Origin of the sequence: Pontibacillus salicampi (genome assembly GCF_042434395.1) — a bacterium.
Taxonomy (GTDB): Bacteria; Bacillota; Bacilli; order Bacillales; family BH030062; genus Pontibacillus; species Pontibacillus salicampi.
The window spans coordinates 1-20,895 of record NZ_JBHLTP010000010.1; the positions used below are offsets into that span (position 1 = coordinate 1).

The following is a 20,895-nucleotide window of genomic DNA, read 5'->3' on the forward strand; positions in this document are numbered from 1 at the left end:
ATGATCTACTACAACAATTATCGTTATCAGTGGAACTTAAAAAAGATGACCCCTGTAGAATACAGAGATCATCTTCTTAGGTCAGCCTAGCCTTTTTTAAAATGTCCTTTACAAAGGGTACACTTTATCGAGGATTGGGAGCATCTTTTTTGCTAATAATCATACAGACAAAGCTATTTCATTTGCTGCTCTTTTTTTCTAGCGGGAATGTAAGTAATATTCCCTTCCCCTACAAGCTCTCCTATAAATTCATTGCCCAGAAGCCTCCTTAGAGGAAATTCAGAGCTCTGTTTTTTCACAAGAGAACAGTGTATGTGCTCCGAACGGCATGAAAAAAGCTTGCGGAAAAACCTGGGTTTCTCTACAAGCTGATGGCTCTTCTAGATGTAATTCGTTTGTTTATTCTGATGAAACGCTAGCAGAAGATAGTAAATCCTCCGCAAAGGCAAGTAATTCATGATAACTATAATGCTCTTTAATCCCTGGTTTCTCCATTAGATAGTTAGTGATTTTAACCGGATCCTCCGTGTGCGCTTCCATATAGCCTCTGACAAGCATAGTTAAGTAACGGAGCGAAGGCTGGTTTGTTTCTCTATCTCTCATAGCTTTCGGGCTAGTAAAGGTAAAGATAGGATAGCCATCTTCCTCTCCGGCATAGATAAGGTTTCCATAGGGAGAATCCTGCACCATTACATTCCCTTTTTCCATAATGTCATCTATATTTACCTCTAATTCCTCTATACCATTTTCCTGGCGTACTACATCCTCGAATTGTTCTTCTGTAATTAAATACATGCGTGCCCAGCTATGATTCTCATCATCTTGAGTGGTATCAATATAAGCGGCCGCTCCGTCCCAACGGTCAGAATACCCAGAAAAGTACAGTCCGTATGGCAAAGAAACTGCCCTTGTTTCCCTCGGTAGCGTGTGGTCACGGCAGCCAACCTCGCTTCGATTGGACCCCTCTGGCTGTCCTCCTGTGATATAACACATAAATCGATCCCGAAATAAATTAGAACCGAAGCTTGCATACCATACTAATCTACTGTTGTGCTTCATTGCTTTGTTCCTCCTACTTCATCATGTCTCTATCTTATTCCACCGTACATTCATCTATTGACTATTTTTGCTATCTTTTAGAAATAATAAACTTCCACTCGATTAAAATAACATTGCCAAACCCATTTCGTCATGTTACTATTAAGTCACATTAAACATGTTACCTAATAGTAACACGTTTGTGATGGAGGCCTCGTATGCATAATGAACAACTCGCTGCTGTGTTTAAAGCACTAAGCCATCCGATACGAATGGATATTCTAGATTTCCTGAAGGATGGACCTAAAACAACAGGCGACGTGAACGACAACGTCCAAGATGTAAGTCGCTACGCAGTAATGAAGCATCTTACTGTATTGGAAGAAGCAAATTTAATCCTAATTCGGAGACAGGGACGAGCAAGATTAAACTATATTAACGTCCTCCCGCTCCAGCAAGCCTATGAACGCTGGGTTTCGCAATATCAACACTCAACTGCAAAATCTGCAATTGCATTGAAGAGATTCATTGAAGGAGGAGAAGAAAATATGACTGAACAAGGGTTACAGCATGATTCATTTCAGCTAGAACAGGAATTCGAGATTAACAGTACACCAGCCAAAGTGTACACCGCCTTAACAGAAGATATAGGTAAATGGTGGGCATACCGACTGTGTGGCGAAGGGTCTACTATGACGCTTACTCCAGAAGTTGGCGGTACCTTCATTGAAAAGGGTCAGCATGGCGCAGCCGCTCTATGGGGAACCGTGTACTTCGTTAAAGATAATGAAGAAATTCGTCTTCAAGGACTTCTAGGGATGACTGGAGCTGTAAACAGCGCTTACACTTTCAAGCTCGAACCAAAAGGAAATCATACAGTATTAAAGCTTTCTCATCATGCCGTAGGCTTATTAGACCCAGAATGGGGACGTATGCATGATGAAGGATGGAAGGAACTGCTCGGACAATTCCTAAAAGACTATGTAGAGACTGGTAAGCAACCAGAAATAAACTAACAAGCAAAACGAGCTCCTAACAAGAGCTCGTTTTGCATTAGGCTCACAAATACTGTGAATAGCGGGGCAGTCCCCTGTGGGATCTCGCCATTGTCCGTGCTTCCCAGACGAGTCTGCCCATTTCCACCCCACTGTGCGATAAGTAATGGGAACAGAACCTAACGACAATAAAAGCCCCTGATCCGATTCCATGCAAACATAGACTGCTATCTTTCCTAATGGTAGCAGAAGAGGTTCAGACTCATCATTCGAAAGGTGTTGGCGAAACGGCGAGACTCCTATGGGACCGGAGGACAGATGAGACCCCACAGCGACCGAAGAGAGCGAGGAGGCTCAGCGGACGCCCATGGAAAGCGAGTCGTTTCGCCAACACCGCCTCGATACACATAGAAGAACCGACGGGACTTTCTCGACACTCTGAAGCAAAACGAGCTCCTAACAAGAGCTCTTTTTGCTTGTTCCCCCTCTATAATAACCTTTCCATCGCTTGTGCCACTATTCCATGTACAACTCTGTAGTAATGGCTATACATAATCCTAAACATACTTTTCACTCAAAACGTAATGACCTTCCTAACCTCCACTCCAATTCTCCTATAATTAAGGCGCTAAAGATTAACAAGCTGTACTAGGAGAACCTATCCAAACTGCGTAACCCTTACAGCCTGAAAAATAAAAAGGCTGTCCTATAATCGACAGCCTTTCTGCGCTTATTCCCCTTCATATAAGTCTACATTATCTTTGCCACGACGCTGACATTCTTTACACAGCTTGACCTCTAATTCCTTTTTGGAGGTTATGAGTTTGCCACAATTAGAGCATTTACCAAATTCATTGGCATTTGGCTGCATTCCTAGAATTTCATTTTCTGGTCCTGGCATAGGTGTCACTCCTTTATCCAGTGTTTATATGAGAGTGTAGCCCGTCTACTCTTCTTGTTCTTCTCCTCGTGCTATACTTTCACAAGTTGCACAGACGTTTCGTGTTACTTCCTGACGAGACGATATCATTTTCCCGCAGCGTGCGCATTTGACTGCTGGTTCATGGACACCACCCCATAGCTCTCCCTCTAAATCGGTCATTTCCTTCACTCCTTGATTTGTTTTAGTGAAGCTTACCTATGCTATTCCCTGCATGAATTGGATTAAACTGTCATCAATCTATATAGTTGAAAACGCTACCATTCTACTATATAATGTAAGAAAATTCAGTAAATTATGAGGTGAAATAATGGAGCCTACGCTTGCCTCCGCTCAGGAGGTAGAAAAACCGTACAATGGTAATGATATAGGATTTACCTCTATGCTCCCCAGCCACCGTGTTGATTTACGCCAGTACTCTGAAAAGGAGTATAACAAATTTGTTAACATGAATACCGTCCGCGATTGGTCAACCTTAACATGGAAACAAGTAGGTAAGCCTTATGAAGTGACGAAATATTCCAAAGACCGGAGAGCCTACGAGGATACGTATGGAGAGGATATGAAGCCCTTTACCTCCTGGAAATATTTTAACAAAGCATTTCACGAGTGGTTTGTTAAAGATGTGCCTTCCGAAATGGCAGATCAGAAAAAAGCGTTCCTTAAAAGCCTCGGAACCTTTCGACCTTCTGAAATTAAACAAGCTCTAGGAGATGTAGCCCGTATTCAATTATGGAATTATGCTCACCGAATTCAAGATGGTGTCTGGGACCCCAGGGGCAAGCGGGCATTATTTGAGGGGTTGGATGTAACAAAGCCACGCATCTTATTCCTCGGGGCTGCGGAGGGATACGAGGCGATGCAACTAGCGTCTATGTACCCTGGTGCTCATATTACAATGGTTGATTATGATGAATATTGTAAAACGACCCGATTCGAAGAGTTTCCTGATTCTTACCCTTTTCTTGGAGAGAATCCTGCTACTGGTCACCCAAAGGTCTATTATAAGGACGACCTTGCCATCGATTATGTTGTAGATGACATTCGCAACCTGACCTATGGGAAGGATTTCGACATTGTTCTTTCTGTAGGATTGCTTGAGCATTTTCCTGATGAGTATAAATCGGAAGTAGCAGATTGGCATCGAAGATTTTTAAAGCCAGGGGGATATGCTATCTTTACCACGCCTCGAAACCAAATTCGCTCCCGGGTTTACTACAACATAATGGCGGATGTGATGAATCACACGTACCGTGAATTGATGACTCTAGAACAAATGGGTTTGTATATATATGAGAATGGCTTCGATATTAAACAGCATGGGTATATCAAAGTACACAACGGTGTCGTCGCTCAGCCAAGGTAATGAAAAGCAGGGAGCTGGCCTTCTTCAACTGTTTAGAAAGTTGTATAGTTATCAAAAAGCTCCTCTTCCTACCCAAACAAAGGATCAGGAGCTTTTCAGATGGTACGCTCAACCATTTTGAAATACGCTCATCTTTTTGTGCATGCTTAGAGGGCTCTCCAGAGAGAGCCCTCTTGTTTATAGGGTAATATCCTCTTTTTGTTCAATGATATGACCAATAGTAGATTCTAGATTCTGGATTGGGTCGTGCTTGCGCAGAGGACCGAAATCAAGACCGGTAAGCTCCTCGACCTTTGATACAGGAACTTGATACGTTTTATAATCTCCGTATGCAAATTCTAAGTTACCAACTAAGTTCTTCTGAGTTTGCAAGTAGGCCGTAGCAGAGAGTGTTCCGTCCTCTTTTACCATAACAGCTATTTTCCAAAAGTCGTTAGGTATTTGAATATCCCGATACACCATGTCATCACTTCGGAATACAGGTCCTGTAAACACTGTTGCCTTCATATCATGATTACGGGCATTTTCCACAATATAATTCTCTAGATCTAGCCAGCTTTGCTGATTTAGGTCCTTGTGCTGTGGGGCACAGTTAGTGAAATGGAAGGTATCCTCGTTCGCTACTTCCGCTTTGTCTCCCCAAATAGGGTCAATTCTTCTGACCAAATGCCCTCGGTCTAACGGGTTGTCATAATACAGATCCTGTCCTGCCTGATACTGCTTGTCCATACGTGGGTCTAAATACCAACGGTCAGCGCGGTCCACGCTTTTCAGCTGCTTCCCATTTATATTTACTACCGTATAATAGGCTAGCTTACGAGATTTGCTCATAACGACAGAAAAGTGCGTATAGTGTAACACGGTGCCTCCGTCTTTCATTGGAGCAACATCCTGTTGTAGGTCCTCTCTTAGTGTTGGTAGTGGTACCGAGTGCCCTTCCCCTAAGAAGGACGCATTGTAGCCTTCTCTGTCCTTGTAGCTGTCCACGCTTTTTTCTTCCACTACAACATCTTGATCTGTTTCGGCCTCAGGCTGCTCCCCATCTAGTAAATTGCCAAGTAGTTTTCTTTGTTCACTGCTTAAAGAATTTTGCTGCTGTTTAATATAAGAAATAATTCTACTAATTCTTACACCTTCATTGGCAACGAAGGAGCTGTTATCATTCGGGTCAGGTACTCCGGCATGGTGTAAAGAAACAACCTCCCATTCATCGTTGAAAACAGGCGATCCAGAAGACCCTGGCATTGTATCGGTTGAATAATGGATAAAGTTATCCAATACATCCTGCACTTTATTTTCCCGAATAGACACAGCTTTCGGTCTGCCGGATGCATGTTGGATAATAGAAACTCTTTCACCAATGAGCGCCTTCCCTGTCTCTTCCTGTAAAGGGATATGCCCAAATTCAGTGAGTTCATTTCCGTCAGAAGAAGTTGTTTCTACTGCTACAAGGGCAAAATCAAGCTTTTGATTCGATAGAAAAAATTGTTCAGGCTTAAAGTGAAAATTCTTTATTTCCTTTTCTCTAAGGTTCACATCCTGCTCAAAGTTAAATTGAGCAAGGCTTTGACTAGCAACCTCTTCATCTTTCAATATATGGTGGTTGGTCAATAGCAAATTCGGTGTCACCATAAATCCGGTACCATGACCTACTACTTTCCCAATACCATCTCTTATTTCTATACGACAAACGGACTTAGAGGCGTTGATGCCTGCTTGAAAATAAGAAATAGGAAAAAGATCATTTTCCCCGATGATTCGTTCCATTGCCAGCTGGTTACGAGCGAGCTTTTTCTTACGATTGGCTACTCTATCTGGCTGATCTACTTCAAACGGGCTATGTGTTTGGAGGGATGCTTCATTGTCCTCTCGCTCTGGTGTTCTTTCTGCAAATCGATGTAAAGCCTGCTGCTGCTGTTCTTCAATTAACTCCCGATTCCACTGCTGTAGCTTTTCATACTGAATCATCGCACAAGCCTCCTAAAGGATGTCTTAAAGTTACCCGTCCAACATAAACGGGACACCCTCTACTTCCATACGAACCCCATACATACCTTCCATCCTTTTCCCTATTTTTTTACTAAACAGCAAAGACTTAAGTATTAGTATTATCCTCTCCATTAAACCGTACAACCAATGAGTCTCCGATAGGGTAATAGCCTATTTTCTGGTATATGTTGTTAGAGGTACTATTGGATAGGTCTGTATATAAACTGCAAAACTGATACCCCTCACCGAGCAGCTTCTCAGACAAGGAGGCAACAGCACACGTAGCATACCCTCTCCGCTTCCATTTATCAGGAGTGTACACACTGTTTATTGTCGTCCCATTTCGTGTAGACCTCGCTTGACCTACCATGGAGACGACTTGTCCATCCACAACCCAAAAGTACAATTTTTTATGCTTAATATTTTGCTCTGTTACTTTTTGTGCGTATTCTTCCGTAATATCAATTCCTGCTTCTAGACCAAAGGCATATAACCAGCGTGTTGCTAATGCTAAGTCCTCCGCTTCCGCCAGCTTTAAAAAGCCGTTACCCCTGTTATAAGGACCAACAGCATCAAGCTGGTACACCTTTTGTTGCATAGCAATATGATAAGGCCTTCCAGTAAGCTCCCTCCATCGATCTGCTAATCTGGTAATCGTTTCTGGGGCGCCTATAAGACCGGGAACGTCATGATGATTATCAGCAAAGAACCGAACCATTTCTTCCAAAACACTGTCGGAGGGTGTGTGATTGGTCGCAATTACCCACATATGTGGAGAAGTTCGAATTACGACAGCCTGGATATCTCCTCTTTCATGTATGTATCCTAGCACCGGCTCTTGATCGTAATAATCTTGTTGCTGAACTAGCCTTTGCAATATACCAAGCGGCAAGTTATGTAAAGCCTCTGATTTGATCAGAAAGGGCTCTACCCTTCTTTCAAACTCTATTGGACTATTGAAAGTCATTACCGTCATAGAGCAGCACCCCCTAAAAATTTGAGTATTCACACGATTCGACAACCATCCATACATTTCCTTCCAAACAGAAGTGGTTTTTTCAATTAGCTGGCAATCTAAAAAAGGTGCCACTTATTATAAGGGCACCCTTTCTTTAAGGGAAGCATCTTCTTCTGTTGCCTTGTCCTGTAATTTACTCTTCATAAAAAAACCCTGTTGCCGCTAGCAACAAGGTTATGTATGGTGTGCATTTATTTCCGTCTCCAAGGAAATTCAGTTCCAAAACGATTAGCAAAATCCTTCGATTCACCGCGTCGTTCTCTGCGACGCTCTGCTCGTTTTTCTGCTCCTTCGTGCAGCCAGGATTCCTCTTCGGTTTCCGGGTACACAGTAGGCACTGTCTTCGGCTTATTGTTTTCATCTAATGCCACCATGGTAATAAAGGAGGTAGCGCATATAGCTCTTTTACCCGTCAAGAGCTCCTCCTTGATGGCTTTTACGAATACTTCCATCGAGGTGTTTTTTGTCCATGTCACAAATGCCTCTAAACAAATGGCATCTCCAGCGTTTACTGGGTACAGGAAATCAACAGAATCTGTTGAAGCAGTAACAACAGGAGAACGAGCATGGCGCGTGGCAGCAATGGCAGCTACATCATCAATATAGGCCATCAGCTGCCCTCCAAATAGGGTGCCGTGATTGTTCGTATCGGTTGGTAGCACATGTGAGTTTTTGACAACTAGTGAATCAATACAAGGTTTCTTTTCCATTAGATTACCCTCCTACTACATCAACTCGTAATCCCATTATACCCTACTTCTACCTGTTATATGTTGGTTCTAAATAATCAAGCGCTTACATCGGATAATTTATTCAAGCGGCTTTGTATCATAGCTTGAACCCGTGTAATCTGTCAGATCACAAATGCTCTTCCAAAGCTCAGGATAAAACTCGTACTTAACCCCCTTCTCTAGCATCTGTGCTGGAATTCCTTTAAGGCTGTTGGTCTGTAAGCCTATCATGCGACGAACTAGTTGTAGATGGTAATGTCGGAACGTCTGGAAGTTCTCATCGAAGCGTGTCAGCTGCTGCATGAGATGATACATACTGTAATAGTTCTCTGGTGATTGATGAACGGTGAGAGGAGTTAATTTTCTTTGATTAAGAAGCGTTTGGAACGGCTCCCACAGGGTAGGACCGAGCCTTAATATTTCATTAAACCCTGGTGAATCCTGTCCGCTTCCTTGACCAAGGGCTAGACGAATCGTATGGTAATCGTTTGGGCTGATAACCTTTACCATATCAAATACTGTTGGTAAATGATCCAGATGCATATTTACTCTTCTTATTTGTTCCGTGGCTCTTTCTGGTTCGTCCTTCTCCATATACTCTTCTGCCATGTGTATATATTGAATCATCAGCTTGAAGTGTAATTCTGCTATTTGGTGAATCATCTGAAAGGTTAGTTCATCCTCACAGCTTAACTCCCCTTCTTCTTTTTGCAGTGTTAACAATGGTTCTGTTTTAATATATTTCTCATAATCCTTCTTTTGCTTTGTTTTATAATAATCCATATTCTCGTTCCCCCTTCATTCATAGTAGCGGAGTACCGCTCTGACAGGACTTCCATCCCCCTCTACAATAGGTAAGGGTAGGGCTGTCAGCTCATACAATCCTGGAGTAACACCCTCTAGGTTCAACCCTTCTAGAATATGAATGGAGTGAGTATGTAATGCGTGATGGGCAGCTAATTCTTTACTGTCTAAGGGATCTACTGAAGGGACATCCACGCCGAGTAAACGGACTCCATGACTGGCTAAATAAGAAGCCGCATCCGGGTGAATGGAAGGAATGGTTTCTGGGAACGGTTCTCCCTCCTTCCACGTATCCGTTTTCAGTAAAACTCGTTCCGCTCCATCCAGGGAAAACCCTTCTAATAAACTAGCGGTGACCTCTGTAGCATTGGAAACATCCAGTACAATAGCCTTGCCCATATAAATATCCAAAGGAAGATCTATCATTTTCTCTCCGTTTGAATCAAAATGGTAAGGCGCGTCCACATGCGTTCCAGTATGGACGCTCATTTCAACTTGTCCCACATTAACGGATCCTGTTTCTTCCATACTCCAGCTTAACTGGTAGCGATAAGGAGTATCGCCTGGCCAGACAGGGGTATCTGGCCCCAGCCTTCTAGAAACATCTATCATCTTCAACCATCCTCTCTTATGCAATAACATCACGCTCGTTCTCATATTTCAGATATAATTGTTCATCCATAATCCTCTTTAATAGCTGGACCGTTTCCCACACCTCTACATACGTATTGTACAAAGCTACAGGTGCCAGGCGAATAACATTAGGAGCTCTGAAATCAGGTACGACCCCATAATCCTTTAGCGATTTACAAATACGGGCAGCCTCCGGATGCTCCAGACACACATGCCCTCCACGACGGTGGTCTTCGTCTGGATTTCCTATAGCAAATCCAAAGCTCCAAAGCTCTTCGTTAATTAAATCCATCATATAGCGAGTAGCATGCAGTGATTTCTTCCTTACTCTTTCAATAGTTGCTTCCTGAAATAATTCTAAGGAGCCAATTAATGGTGCAGTGCTTAGCATGTGAGGTGTACCAATTTGGTAGGCACCAGCATCTTTAGCTGGCTGGAACGTGTGACTCATATCAAACTGACTATGTTTATCAGAGCCAAACCATCCAGCTAAGCCGGGGTTCTTTCCAAAGTGCTGTTCGTGCACAAATAATGCCGCCACTCCACCAGGGCCATTATTTACATATTTATAATTACACCAATAAGCAAAATCAACCCCCCATTCATGAAAGCGATGAGGAATAGCTCCAACAGAATGGCACCCATCAAAACCGATTAAAATCCCGCGTTTGTGCGCTTCCTCCGTCAGCCTCTGTATATCAAGCAGCTGACCGCTGCGATATAGAACCGTTGGCAATACAACTAACGCCACCTCTTCGGTCATAGCCTCAATAATGTCACCTTCTAAAATTTGCCGTCCATCTGGGGAGGACACTTGCAGCAGGTGTTCCTCAGGATCCAATCCATGCAGCTTCAATTGACTCTGTAAGGCATATATATCTGAGGGAAAATTTAATTCATCCGCCACTATTTTATTTCTTTTTCCTACTGGTTGATAAAAAGTGGCTACTAATTGATGAAGATTGGTAGTTGTGGAACCGCTTACAATAACCTCTTCCGATTTAGCCCCTACTAAAGGAGCGCTCTTTTCTCCTAGTTCTTCAGACAAGTAATACCATGGATACTTCCCCTGCATCCATCCACCAATACCGAGCTGCTTCCAAGAATCTAAAACGTCTAATAATGATTTCTCCGCCCGTTTCGACAACAGCCCAAGCGAGTTCCCATCCATATAGATTGTCTCAGGCTGTACGTAAAACTCCTTTCGAAATGCAGCGAGTTCATCTTGATCATCTAGTGACTTGGCATATTCTTTCGAAACATCCACATCCAACACCCTCTCTCCCTTTTTCTCTTAGTTTACCATATTAGAGAAAAACCAGGTAAAGATGACAAAGGTACTTCCTCTTTTTGCAGCACAAAAAATAGACTATCGAGCCCAAGAGAAAAACCAACACATGGATACCTCTCCTCAACACCTAATAGAGTGCCAATAATTTCGTTATAGTGGCCTCCGGAAGCAATGGAGGAAGTGATTTCATTATCTCTCAAGAAAGCTTCATAGATAGTGCCTGTTCATATATGGACAACCCTTTGCCAGGAATGGGTTAAATCGAATGTCTTGCTCACTCCCCTTTAAGGTGATTGGAACTCCTATCCAGTCTATGTTATAGTAAGACGTGTATAGGAAGTCCACTAGGGGCGCCTTCTATGAAGGCTGAGATAAGGCATTGCCTTGGTCCCTTTGAACCTGATCTGGTTAGTACCAGCGAAGGGAAGTGGAGTCGGTTGGATAGAATATAAAGCGCTTCGTTTATTCGTATGCTGCTTTTCACAAACATCCATAACCGCTCCAGTTTCGGAGCGGTTTTTTTGTATCTAATTTGGGTAAATCTATCAGCAGCAAGGAGCCCAAGCAACACTTCTATCCAGCTTCACCCCACCGTTCCTAGTGCTTCCTCCCAAATTTCATTTAGGAGGCAGAAATATGACATTCACTGAACAACTTCGCCAGGAGGCAGAACCAATTTTTGAAGCTATAATGGAGCATCCATTTGTAAGAGGAATTGCCAATGGAGATGTACCAAAAGGGGCTGTGACACATTACGTAAAAGCAGACTTTGAATACTTAAATGCTTTCATGCATCTTTATGGCATAGCAGTATCAAAGTGTCATGATCGAGACGATATTGAATTTTTCACGCAAAATATAGACTTTGTGCTAAATAGTGAAGTCCACCCTCACCACAATTTATGTGAGTATATTGGTATTCCTTATGAACAATTGCAAGGATACCCGTTACCTCCGAATGCAGATTACTATATTAAACATATGAAACACCATGCCCATGAGGGAAATTTAGGAGAAATTCTAGCAGCCTTACTTCCATGTCCGTGGACGTATCTTGAAATTGGGAATCGACTCATGGAAGAAGTGAATCCGGATACAAACCACCCATTTTATACATGGATTACCTTCTATGCTGATACATCCATGTCCAATACAACTATTAATCTACGAGAACGATTAGACACATGGGCTGAAGGAGCAAGCGAACGAGAGAAGGAACACATGAAAGAAGCGTTTATCAAGAGCTGTCAACTAGAATGGGCTTTCTGGGAGATGAGCTATAACGAACAAACATGGGATCTTATCCCAAGGGCATCAGTGGCCTCTTCTTAAAACAGTTATACACTTTTTATCCACAATTATATTAAAGGAGGAAATCATTTCATGCTAAATAGCTCTTTGCTTACAGCATTGCGGGAGAAAAAACCGCTTATCCACAATTTGACGAACGAAGTCGTAACTAATTTCACAGCAAATGGACTTTACGCTATCGGGGCAGCTCCTGTCATGTCAAAATCAAGAGATGAAGCGGCGGAGATGGCCTCCATTTCAGATGGAGTACTGATTAATATTGGAACATTAACCTCTGAGGATGTCGATGCTATGCTCCAAGCAGGTAAAAAGGCAAATGAGTTAGGCCTTCCAGTAGTGCTCGACCCTGTCGGAGTTGGTGCCACCACGTACCGACAAGAAATCTGTCAACAGTTTATCAACAACATCTCCTTTACAGCTATACGCGGAAATGCTGGGGAGATAGCCACCCTCATCCACCAGGACTGGGAAACACGAGGAGTAGACTCTTCTGATAAAGGAGATGTAGCAGGTATTGCGCAACAGGCTGCTAAAGAGCTGAATACCCTTATCCTACTAACTGGGGAAACAGATGTAGTTTCCGATGGAACGCAGACTGTTTTATGTCGTAATGGAACAAGCATGCTGACAGCCATTACGGGGTCAGGATGCTTATTGGGCTCGGTTCTTACAGCATTTCTAACATTAGGTGGACAACCTGTGGATAATGCCGTGACCGCTGTAACTACGTATGGGGTTGCAAGTGAACAAGCTGTTCCAAAAGCAAATGGTCCAGGAACATTTCACGCCCATTTCCTAGATGCTCTAGCTGCTGTTACTGAAGAAACAGTAGCCCAATATGGTCGTGTTGAACAAAAGGATGTGTAGAACATGAAACCTGTCACAGAGATACTACCGCTCTATTTCATTATGGGCAGTCAGGATTGTACCCACGATCCAATCTGGACATTAGAAGAAGCCATAAAAGGTGGAATTACCTGCTTCCAGTTTCGAGAAAAAGGAGAGCATGCGTTAGCGGGTGAAGAAATGGAGGCTTTAGCTCGAGAGCTTCAAGCACGTTGCAAGGAATATAATATACCTTTCATTATTAACGATGACGTTGCTCTGGCGCAGAAACTGGACGCTGATGGCGTTCATGTGGGACAGGATGACACTCCTATAAGCGATGTGGTGCATCACTTTCAAGGTAAATATATCGGGTTATCTGTCCATACGCTGGAAGAGGCTATACGAGCCGCACAAGATCAAGTGGACTATATCGGAGTCGGCCCTATTTTTGATACGTCCACGAAAAAAGATGCAAAAAAAGCGTCCGGAGTAACGACTATACAGCAAATAAGGAAAAGCGGTATGACGATTCCTATAGTGGGTATTGGTGGAATTAACGCAGATAATGCAAAATCAGTAATGGATGCCGGAGCAGAGGGAGTCTCCTTAATTTCAGCTATTAGTCAGAGCAACGACCCTTCTTCCTCTGCCAAAACGTTAAGAGCAGCTATTCAGTAAGAAAATGTCTCCGTTCTGAATGGTACAAACAGAAAAATCCCTTCCAGCTGGCTAGTAAATTGTAAATCATAGAAAACAAGCTAAAGGTACGAATGATAAACATTCGTACCTTTTTTTACTCTGTTAGCGATGATTTACGCTACATCGAGGACGTTTTATACCGTTGATACACGACGTTTATTTCTGCACCAAGCATTAAAATGAGACCCGTCAGGAAAAACCAAATCATCAAAATCACAACACCCCCGAGGCTGCCATAGGTAGCTGAATAACTCCCAAAATTGCTTACATAAAAAGAAAAGGCGAAGGAAATCATCAGCCACAGCACTGTTGTTATAGCAGCACCTGGCACAATTCTTTTAAAAGGAAGCTTGGTATTTGGGGCAAATCTGTATAATAGGAGCAATACACCTCCTAACACAACAAGACTGATAAACCATCTTGCTATTTCCAGGAGTACCCTGATCTCCATCGGGATGGATACGAATCTTTCTATAAATTGAAAAATAACATCACCAAAGACAGGAAGAACAAGCGCTACAGCAAATGCAACAATTAGTCCAAGCGTCAATATAATGGAAAGGAGCTTTACTTGTATAAAGGAACGAGATTCCTCCACATTGTAAGCCTGATTTGTAGATTTAATGAAGGCAGTCATCCCGCTGGATGCAGACCAGAGTGTACCAATAATCCCAATCGTCAATAGCCCGCCTTTTGGAGTCGTAACGAGGGAGATAATGTTATCTTGAAAAACAGAGGCTGTTCCGTCCGGCAGTGTGTTGCTAATAAATGTAACAGCACTCTCCGCTTCAATATTCAAATACGGAAGAATAGATAATAATAAAATAAGTAACGGAACAATGGAAAGTAAATAATAGTACGCCTGTGCTGCCGCTAACAGAGGTACATCATCCTTTTGAAATTCACTGACTACTTCCTTGCTTATGTTAATAAAACGCTTCACCACTACTCACCACCATTTGTGTATAACTACCATACCATACCCTTTATCCACATGTGGATAATCGTTTTTCTTCTTTTGAGGTGACGTTTTATTTATAATAGATAAGGGAACTAGCCCGAACAAGGGAGGTGAACATGTAAGATGGAACTCGTTTATATTGGTGCTCTTATTATATCTATAGCTTTCGCAATCCTTACTTTTTATATAGTAAAGACATTAAATGGAGTAACTCGTACGATTACCAGCCTAGATCAATCACTTGCAGAGGTGGAGAGCCGCATGAATGATATAACGATTGAATCGGAGCAAATAATTCAAAAAGCCCACCACCTGGCGGATGACGTAGAGCATAAGGTGCACTCCACCAACGGCTTGTTTGATGCGCTTCATGACGTAGGTGATTCCGTTGATAACATCCAACAATCCTTAGACAAAGCTTCCACCAATTTCTCCGCTCATTCCAATCAAAATCCAGAGAAGCTGAAACGATATGTACGGTGGAGTGAAACTGCTCTTACGTTATATCAATCCTATAGGAAGACGAAGAAGAACTATACATAATTCTATATTTTAAGAAGAGAGGGATTACTTTGAATCTAGTCGGTATTGGCGTCTTAATCATTGGTATATCATTCTTTATTTTGACGATCTACCTTGCTAAAATGCTTACAAATTTAACGAATGTGCTAAACGGTGTGCATAAAACAGTGGATAAACTACCCCAACAATTAGATGATGTAATGAAAGAAACCGGCGACCTATTGCATCAAAGCAGTGAAACTTTAGAGGATGTAAATCAGAAATTCGCTGCCCTCAGTCCCCTTTTCTATATCATTGGTGATATTGGGGAATCCTCAAGAAAGCTAACCTCGTCCCTCGTTGATGCCACAGCATCTATGAAGAAGGATACTGCAGAGGGCAGGGAAACAGCTGACAAAACCAACCTAAACGGTCTTTATGGAGCTGTAGCACTCGGCTATTACTTCACTAAAAAGCGTAAGACATTAAAGGAGATGGCTGCAGACGCCTCTGACAACTTGAAGTCCAGCACCACTGAAGGAACAAAATAAATAGGCATTTAAATCGATAGCAAAAAAGGATGGACCCTTGCCTTGGGTGCCATCCTTTTTTAACAGGAATCTGGCTTAATCAACCACCAATTCATGGCTAAACTGATTAAACAGCAACAAGCGAATACAGTATATAAGAATGGAGTATCAGACCTCATTAGCAGTGCTACTACAGGAGGCCCTGCAGCTACTCCGACAAAACGCATACTGCTGTAAAGGGCAGTAATCGTACCCCTTTCTTCCTTAGGAACCCCTTCTGTTATAAATGCATCTAAACATGGAAGGGCTAGACCGATCCCGATTCCCGCTAGTGTCAGCCAGAGAAGATATTGAACCAGACTATTGTCCAACCGAATGATGAAGAAGGCCGCAACCGCAAGTGCATTTCCAATAATAATCATTGCCTTCATCCGCCTTTGTTCTCTGCCGACCTTCCAGCCTGACAAATAAGAAGCGATGCATAAAAATAACAAGGGAACAGCTAGAAGTAAACCTTTCGCCATTCCATACCGTTCAAAATCATCCTCAAGAATATTGGCAAAATGAAATAAAAATCCAAATAAGACAAACATGAAGATACCACCAGTTAAAAAAATCGTTGTCAGCCAGTGGCTGTTTTTCTGAAACAAATCCTTAAGTAGATGGAGGAATTCTTTCAATGTCTTCTTCTCTTCTTCCCCTTCTTCTGGTGGTACTTTGACAAGCCATAAAACTAAAATAATTGCAATTAAAGACAGTAGAGGGATTGCGATAAATGGCAAGTACCATAACACAACAGCCAACAAAGCTCCTAGTATGGGACTAAGCACCTTCCCAAAAGTATTGGCAGTCTCAATGATACCTAACCCTTTACTCACTTCTTCCTCGTCTTTAAACATATCACCAACTGCTGGGAGTACGACTGGAAAGGCTCCAGATGCACCCATTCCCTGAATAAATCTCCCAATTAAAATGACCAGGAATGGATCTTTCAGCTTCCAAGCTGCTACAGCAGATATTGCCCCTCCAATCGCAACTATAATAAGGCTTGGAATAATTACTTTTTTACGTCCAAGTCTATCGGATAAGTAGCCTGAAATCGGAATAAGGGGAATGGCAATTACAGAATAAATCGTGATAATGAAACTGGATTGAAATGACGATATATTGATTTCTCTTTCCATCAGCGGAAGAACTGGTATTAGCATTGAATTCCCCAGTGTCATCAGTAATGGAATGGATGCAAGTGCAAGTAAGTCCCACCGTTTACCCTTCATGACCTTTCCTCCAACTGTATAAAAGTACACAGCCTCATTTTCCTTAAAAACCTTCCATCTCATACCTTTTTAGCATATGTAAATTTTGTATAATTTGTAATCAGGCAGATAATAAAGAAAAATCCCTGTTACAGATTGGTCTTGTTATCTATATAGCGCCCTTTTGTGGAAGATTTGGATTCGAGATAATGTTGGTCCGTTGCTGAAAGGCGAGTTGAGTGGTCGGAAATAGCTCCGCTTTCCTGCAGCCCCACACGACGTGGGGTCGTTCATCGTTGCTACAGGATGTAGCGCTTTTAGGCGAACTTCCTTACTTGCGGCTGAGCCTCCTCGGACAGCAATGGACGCTTTCTGCGTGGGCTAGGCTCATCCATTTTTCAGACCACACCTTTGCCCCATGATGCTTTTTTACCCATATATCAACCATATATCGGATAAGATGCTTCTATATTAATGTTTAGATGTCATTTACTCTTTATTCCATTTCTTGCCCTTTTCATTCTGAGCATATTTGAGTGGTTCTCGAAGCTAGAGAAAGAAAGCTCCTTTTAGCGTTGATTGGGCTGGAATCACGGAGACTCCCTCGGAAAAACGAATGAGCAGAGACCCCGGAAGGCGGCGTTCTTTGCCGACTGAGGAGGCTCAGCCGTTCGTCCGTAGGAAAGCGGAGTGATTCCAGCCCAATCAACTGTTCTTTCTATACTCCTTCCAAACCATCTCGAAATCAAGTTTTCCATTATCTCCCCATAATGTGGAACACCCTAGCATCCATAGCGGTCTTGACCAGTGTAAAAGAAGAAGAGACTTCTCAAAAGATAGAAGTCTCTTCTCTACAAACCTGCTTTATGCTTCTCCTTCTACAATGGAAGATAGTTCTTCCCACCGTTCCATCAGCTGCTCTAACTTACCTTCTACATCGTTTTGTTCTTCCAGCAATTGCTGGGCTTTTACAGCGTCGCTTCCTGCTTCTGTAATTTCCTTTTGGATTTCTTCATACCGAAGCTCTAATTCTTCAATACGATCCTCGATCGTATTCCATTCCTGCTGTTCGTGATAGGATAGCTTTTTCTTTTTCTGTTTTTCTTTAGGAGATGTCTTTTTCTCTTCCTTTGCTTTTTCTCTCTGAAGAGCTAAGGCGTCTCCTTCCTCCTGTTTCCGGACATCGAGGTATTCACTGTAATTACCTTGAAACCTTCTGATTGCCCCTTTGCCGCCCTCAAAGGCTATAAGATGGTCTACTACACGGTCAAGGAAATATCGATCGTGAGATACAGTGATGACTACTCCTGGAAAATGCTCAAGATATTCCTCTAAAATACTTAAGGTTTGCGTATCTAAATCGTTAGTCGGTTCATCAAGGAATAGTACATTCGGTTCCTGCATCAGCACACGTAGGAGGTACAGTCTTCTTCGTTCTCCACCAGACAGTCTGGAGATGTAAGTCCATTGCATGTACCTTGGGAACATGAATCGCTCCAGCATTTGCTCAGCGGTAATCTCATCCCCTTGTGCTGTATGAATCACTTCTGCCTGCTCTTTAATGTATTCGATTATTTTTAAGCTTTCATCCATCTCTTGATGATCCTGAGTGTAATAGCCAATATGAACCGTCTGGCCAGTTTGGACTTCCCCTTCATCCGCAGCAACTCTGCCTGCCATTATATTTAAGAGAGTCGTCTTTCCACTTCCATTTGGCCCAATAATACCTAGACGTTCTCCTGGCACTACGAGATAATGGAAATCCTCTATGACAGCCTGACCATCGTATGATTTTGTTATTCCTTCTAATGAAAGGACATCATTACCTAAACGTTTGGAGCCTACGGCGATGTCTACTTGTCCATCTTCTGCTAATGGACCATCCTTCATTAACGCTTCTGCCCTGTCTTTTCTAGCCTTCTGCTTCGTACCTCTAGCCTTTGGTCCTCTTCTAAGCCATGCTAACTCCCGGCGCATAAGATTTTGACGCTTTGCCTCATCCTGACGCTCTTGCTCTTCCCGCTCCGCCTTCTTCTCTAAAAAGGTCTCATAGTTACCGTCGTATATGAACAAACGACCTTTATCGAGCTCATATATGCGATTAGTCACTCGATTTAGGAAGTATCGATCGTGGGTAACAACAATAAAGGAGCCTTGATATTGGTTTAAGAAGGACTCCAGCCATTCTATCGTTTCATTATCAAGATGGTTGGTTGGTTCGTCCAGTATCAGCAGATCAGCGTGCTGAATTAGTGCCTTCGCAATAGCAACCCGCTTTTTCTGTCCACCTGAAAGATCGGAAACCTGCTTAGTAAAATCCGATACTCCAAGCTTTGTTAGTACTGTTTTCGCCACAGCATTCGCTTCCCATGCATCCAGTTCGTCCATTTTTTGTTGGGCACGGAATAGCTTTTGCTGCATAGTTTCATCCTCTGGTGCCTTTTCCAGTTCCTGCAAGGCTTTCTCATATTCTCTCATTGCCTTCATAATAGAGGAATCGCCATAGTAAATTTGTTCCAGAACATTCAAAGAATGATCAAGCTGTGGCTCCTGAGGTAAATATTCGATATGAAATTGATTGGAATGGCTAATATTACCCGCTTCAGCTGAATCTTGTCCAGCCAGAACCTTTAACAAGGTAGATTTACCCGTTCCATTAACTCCGATTAAGCCTATTCGTTCTCCTGCTTCAATGGAAAACGATATATGGTTAAATAAATCTTTTTCCCCATATGTTTTGTATAGATTCTCAACTGCTAGAATACTCATGTTACCCTTCCTTTATCTCCTCACCTAGTTCGTAAGGATAGCTTTAAAATCAATTTTGTAATCTAATGGTTATATCAATGTATTAACGGTAGTGTACACGAAGAATACCGCTGCTTTTTTCTCTTTACATAAACTTAACGATTTTTCTTTCCATTCTGGCTTAAATTTCATACGATCTCTGTGGGATAATATATATAAATCAATAGTCCTATTTAGCGAAGGGATGTTACGTTACTATGCTTACATATATTGGAGAAATAGCAGAAGCCGTTCCTTGTATAGATCGTAAAACTATAAGTGCCGATGTTAGTAATATATTTGAACAAGATAACTACCTTGAAGGTGTAGTCGTTGGAAATGACAAAAACATATTTGGTTTAATGATGAAATTTAAATTCCATCAGAAAATCGCTGCTAAATTTGGATATGATTTATTTATGGGTCGTCCTATCGAGCTTATTATGGATCGCTCTCCACTTATTGTCGACTACTTCGATTTTATCACTGATGTTAGCTCGAAAGCTATGAAGCGTACACAGGAGCATTTATATGACTATGTTATTGTCACGAAAGACCGCTCCTTTTTTGGTATCGTCAGTATCAAGGATCTGCTCCAGACCTTTGCTGAGACTCAAACTTATTTAGCGCGCTTCTCCAATCCATTGACAGGCTTACCTGGTAATCTCTTTATTGAGGAAAAGCTGGAAGATGCCCTTGCTCTTCCTGCATACAGCATTTTATATTTTGACATTAACCACTTTAAAGCATATAACGATTCGTATGGCTTCAAAAAAGGGGATCTTGTCATAAGAGAAACGGCAAGTATTATTCAGGATGGACTTTACTCCCTCTGCTCTGACTATTTCCTAGGTCATATTGGTGGAGATGACTTTATTGGTATTGTATATAATCATGAATATAAGCAGGTTTGCGAACATATTATGGAGACCTTTGATGAAAATGTCCGCCATTTATATTCAGACCAAGATTGGAATAATGGCTATGTGTATGTTTACGACCGTAACAAGCAAATGAGTAAATCACCTTTATTATCCATCGCTATTGCTATTGTAACGAATAAAGATACTGATTTCGAATCTACGAATGAGTTAAGCGAGTTCGCTTCCCACTTAAAAACAACCTGTAAACTGGAGGAAGGGAGCCATTTTGCTTCCAATATTACCTTGCTCCCAAATCACAATCCACAATAAGGGGCAGGAAGGCTTGGAGAGACG

Annotated in this window: 21 protein-coding genes and 1 riboswitch; of the genes, 9 read left to right on the forward strand and 12 right to left on the reverse strand. The window is 42.2% G+C overall.

Annotation, left to right across the window (positions count from 1 at the left end; all coding sequences use genetic code 11):
• Positions 1-90 (forward strand): IS3 family transposase (locus tag ACFFGV_RS11555; RefSeq protein ID WP_377348198.1); only part of this gene is annotated, 90 nt, incomplete at its 5' end.
• A gap of 309 nt (positions 91-399) precedes the next feature.
• Here the strand turns inward: ACFFGV_RS11555 and ACFFGV_RS11560 are convergent.
• A complete protein-coding gene (locus ACFFGV_RS11560) occupies positions 400-1,059 on the reverse strand; it encodes a hypothetical protein (RefSeq protein WP_377347967.1) in 660 nt (219 codons plus the stop codon).
• Positions 1,060-1,256: 197 nt separating this feature from the next.
• Here ACFFGV_RS11560 and ACFFGV_RS11565 point away from each other — a divergent pair, with 197 nt between their 5' ends.
• Complete coding sequence (locus tag ACFFGV_RS11565; protein WP_377347969.1) at positions 1,257-2,054, forward strand: helix-turn-helix domain-containing protein; 798 nt, start codon at positions 1,257-1,259, stop codon at positions 2,052-2,054.
• Between the two features lie 709 nt (positions 2,055-2,763).
• On the opposite strand, the gene ACFFGV_RS11570 is transcribed toward ACFFGV_RS11565, so the two are convergent.
• Entirely contained in the window at positions 2,764-2,934 is a 171-nt protein-coding gene (locus tag ACFFGV_RS11570; protein WP_377347971.1) for a hypothetical protein, read from the reverse strand.
• A 45-nt stretch (positions 2,935-2,979) separates the two neighbouring features.
• Positions 2,980-3,135 (reverse strand): hypothetical protein, encoded by a 156-nt coding sequence (locus ACFFGV_RS11575; protein WP_377347973.1) that lies wholly within the window; start codon positions 3,133-3,135, stop codon positions 2,980-2,982.
• Positions 3,136-3,283: 148 nt separating this feature from the next.
• Between ACFFGV_RS11575 and ACFFGV_RS11580 the strand changes: the two genes are divergently transcribed.
• Complete coding sequence (locus ACFFGV_RS11580; RefSeq protein ID WP_377347975.1) at positions 3,284-4,339, forward strand: class I SAM-dependent methyltransferase; 1,056 nt, start codon at positions 3,284-3,286, stop codon at positions 4,337-4,339.
• Positions 4,340-4,516: 177 nt separating this feature from the next.
• Here the strand turns inward: ACFFGV_RS11580 and ACFFGV_RS11585 are convergent, their stop codons facing one another.
• The 6 genes from ACFFGV_RS11585 to kynU form a co-directional block, all read right to left on the reverse strand.
• A complete protein-coding gene (locus ACFFGV_RS11585; protein WP_377347977.1) occupies positions 4,517-6,307 on the reverse strand; it encodes a DNA/RNA non-specific endonuclease in 1,791 nt (596 codons plus the stop codon).
• Between the two features lie 127 nt (positions 6,308-6,434).
• Positions 6,435-7,304 carry a GNAT family N-acetyltransferase gene (locus ACFFGV_RS11590; protein WP_377347979.1) on the reverse strand — a complete coding sequence of 290 codons (870 nt, stop codon included), beginning with the start codon at positions 7,302-7,304 and terminating at the stop codon, positions 6,435-6,437.
• Between the two features lie 233 nt (positions 7,305-7,537).
• Positions 7,538-8,056 carry an acyl-CoA thioesterase gene (locus tag ACFFGV_RS11595; RefSeq protein ID WP_377347981.1) on the reverse strand — a complete coding sequence of 173 codons (519 nt, stop codon included), beginning with the start codon at positions 8,054-8,056 and terminating at the stop codon, positions 7,538-7,540.
• A gap of 99 nt (positions 8,057-8,155) precedes the next feature.
• Positions 8,156-8,860 carry a tryptophan 2,3-dioxygenase family protein gene (locus ACFFGV_RS11600; RefSeq protein WP_377347983.1) on the reverse strand — a complete coding sequence of 235 codons (705 nt, stop codon included), beginning with the start codon at positions 8,858-8,860 and terminating at the stop codon, positions 8,156-8,158.
• Between the two features lie 15 nt (positions 8,861-8,875).
• The gene (gene kynB, locus ACFFGV_RS11605) at positions 8,876-9,499 is read right to left on the reverse strand and encodes an arylformamidase (RefSeq protein WP_377347985.1); all 624 of its coding nucleotides are present in this window, start codon (positions 9,497-9,499) and stop codon (positions 8,876-8,878) included.
• Between the two features lie 10 nt (positions 9,500-9,509).
• Positions 9,510-10,787: a kynureninase gene (gene kynU / locus ACFFGV_RS11610; protein ID WP_377347987.1), complete on the reverse strand. Its 1,278-nt coding sequence runs from the start codon at positions 10,785-10,787 to the stop codon at positions 9,510-9,512.
• A 354-nt stretch (positions 10,788-11,141) separates the two neighbouring features.
• A riboswitch (TPP riboswitch) is annotated at positions 11,142-11,248 on the forward strand.
• 193 nt (positions 11,249-11,441) lie between these two features.
• Between kynU and tenA the strand changes: the two genes are divergently transcribed.
• Genes tenA through thiE form a run of 3 tightly spaced genes read left to right on the forward strand, consistent with a single transcriptional unit; the run spans position 11,442 to position 13,622 of the window.
• On the forward strand, positions 11,442-12,137 hold the full coding sequence (gene tenA / locus ACFFGV_RS11615; RefSeq protein WP_377347989.1) for a thiaminase II: 696 nt from the start codon (positions 11,442-11,444) through the stop codon (positions 12,135-12,137).
• Positions 12,138-12,188: 51 nt separating this feature from the next.
• Positions 12,189-12,983, forward strand: a complete 795-nt coding sequence (gene thiM / locus ACFFGV_RS11620) for a hydroxyethylthiazole kinase (protein WP_377347992.1) — start codon at positions 12,189-12,191, stop codon at positions 12,981-12,983.
• Positions 12,984-12,986: 3 nt separating this feature from the next.
• The gene (thiE, locus tag ACFFGV_RS11625) at positions 12,987-13,622 is read left to right on the forward strand and encodes a thiamine phosphate synthase (RefSeq protein WP_377347994.1); all 636 of its coding nucleotides are present in this window, start codon (positions 12,987-12,989) and stop codon (positions 13,620-13,622) included.
• Between the two features lie 139 nt (positions 13,623-13,761).
• Here thiE and ACFFGV_RS11630 read toward each other — a convergent pair whose 3' ends face one another.
• Positions 13,762-14,586: a YihY/virulence factor BrkB family protein gene (locus ACFFGV_RS11630; RefSeq protein ID WP_377347996.1), complete on the reverse strand. Its 825-nt coding sequence runs from the start codon at positions 14,584-14,586 to the stop codon at positions 13,762-13,764.
• 141 nt (positions 14,587-14,727) lie between these two features.
• Here ACFFGV_RS11630 and ACFFGV_RS11635 point away from each other — a divergent pair, with 141 nt between their 5' ends.
• Together ACFFGV_RS11635 and ACFFGV_RS11640 are read left to right on the forward strand one after the other, a co-directional pair.
• Positions 14,728-15,147: a DUF948 domain-containing protein gene (locus ACFFGV_RS11635; protein WP_377347998.1), complete on the forward strand. Its 420-nt coding sequence runs from the start codon at positions 14,728-14,730 to the stop codon at positions 15,145-15,147.
• A gap of 29 nt (positions 15,148-15,176) precedes the next feature.
• The gene (locus ACFFGV_RS11640; RefSeq protein WP_377348000.1) at positions 15,177-15,656 is read left to right on the forward strand and encodes a DUF948 domain-containing protein; all 480 of its coding nucleotides are present in this window, start codon (positions 15,177-15,179) and stop codon (positions 15,654-15,656) included.
• A 59-nt stretch (positions 15,657-15,715) separates the two neighbouring features.
• On the opposite strand, the gene ACFFGV_RS11645 is transcribed toward ACFFGV_RS11640, so the two are convergent.
• Both ACFFGV_RS11645 and ACFFGV_RS11650 read right to left on the reverse strand, forming a co-directional pair.
• Positions 15,716-16,912 carry an MFS transporter gene (locus ACFFGV_RS11645; RefSeq protein WP_377348002.1) on the reverse strand — a complete coding sequence of 399 codons (1,197 nt, stop codon included), beginning with the start codon at positions 16,910-16,912 and terminating at the stop codon, positions 15,716-15,718.
• Positions 16,913-17,755: 843 nt separating this feature from the next.
• Positions 17,756-19,660: an ABC-F family ATP-binding cassette domain-containing protein gene (locus ACFFGV_RS11650; RefSeq protein ID WP_377348004.1), complete on the reverse strand. Its 1,905-nt coding sequence runs from the start codon at positions 19,658-19,660 to the stop codon at positions 17,756-17,758.
• A 236-nt stretch (positions 19,661-19,896) separates the two neighbouring features.
• Here ACFFGV_RS11650 and ACFFGV_RS11655 point away from each other — a divergent pair, with 236 nt between their 5' ends.
• Complete coding sequence (locus ACFFGV_RS11655; protein ID WP_377348006.1) at positions 19,897-20,871, forward strand: GGDEF domain-containing protein; 975 nt, start codon at positions 19,897-19,899, stop codon at positions 20,869-20,871.
• Positions 20,872-20,895: the final 24 nt, after the last annotated feature.

What these genes read in the sequence shown, in the direction of transcription:
- ACFFGV_RS11560 (WP_377347967.1), bottom strand. Translation starts at nt 1,059, where the DNA reads ATGAAGCACAACAGTAGATTAGTATGGTATGCAAGCTTCGGTTCTAAT.
- ACFFGV_RS11565 (WP_377347969.1), top strand. Translation starts at nt 1,257, where the DNA reads ATGCATAATGAACAACTCGCTGCTGTGTTTAAAGCACTAAGCCATCCG.
- ACFFGV_RS11570 (WP_377347971.1), bottom strand. Translation starts at nt 2,934, where the DNA reads ATGCCAGGACCAGAAAATGAAATTCTAGGAATGCAGCCAAATGCCAAT.
- ACFFGV_RS11575 (WP_377347973.1), bottom strand. Translation starts at nt 3,135, where the DNA reads ATGACCGATTTAGAGGGAGAGCTATGGGGTGGTGTCCATGAACCAGCA.
- ACFFGV_RS11580 (WP_377347975.1), top strand. Translation starts at nt 3,284, where the DNA reads ATGGAGCCTACGCTTGCCTCCGCTCAGGAGGTAGAAAAACCGTACAAT.
- ACFFGV_RS11585 (WP_377347977.1), bottom strand. Translation starts at nt 6,307, where the DNA reads ATGATTCAGTATGAAAAGCTACAGCAGTGGAATCGGGAGTTAATTGAA.
- ACFFGV_RS11590 (WP_377347979.1), bottom strand. Translation starts at nt 7,304, where the DNA reads ATGACGGTAATGACTTTCAATAGTCCAATAGAGTTTGAAAGAAGGGTA.
- ACFFGV_RS11595 (WP_377347981.1), bottom strand. Translation starts at nt 8,056, where the DNA reads ATGGAAAAGAAACCTTGTATTGATTCACTAGTTGTCAAAAACTCACAT.
- ACFFGV_RS11600 (WP_377347983.1), bottom strand. Translation starts at nt 8,860, where the DNA reads ATGGATTATTATAAAACAAAGCAAAAGAAGGATTATGAGAAATATATT.
- tenA (WP_377347989.1), top strand. Translation starts at nt 11,442, where the DNA reads ATGACATTCACTGAACAACTTCGCCAGGAGGCAGAACCAATTTTTGAA.
- thiM (WP_377347992.1), top strand. Translation starts at nt 12,189, where the DNA reads ATGCTAAATAGCTCTTTGCTTACAGCATTGCGGGAGAAAAAACCGCTT.
- thiE (WP_377347994.1), top strand. Translation starts at nt 12,987, where the DNA reads ATGAAACCTGTCACAGAGATACTACCGCTCTATTTCATTATGGGCAGT.
- ACFFGV_RS11635 (WP_377347998.1), top strand. Translation starts at nt 14,728, where the DNA reads ATGGAACTCGTTTATATTGGTGCTCTTATTATATCTATAGCTTTCGCA.
- ACFFGV_RS11645 (WP_377348002.1), bottom strand. Translation starts at nt 16,912, where the DNA reads ATGAAGGGTAAACGGTGGGACTTACTTGCACTTGCATCCATTCCATTA.
- ACFFGV_RS11650 (WP_377348004.1), bottom strand. Translation starts at nt 19,660, where the DNA reads ATGAGTATTCTAGCAGTTGAGAATCTATACAAAACATATGGGGAAAAA.
- ACFFGV_RS11655 (WP_377348006.1), top strand. Translation starts at nt 19,897, where the DNA reads ATGCTTACATATATTGGAGAAATAGCAGAAGCCGTTCCTTGTATAGAT.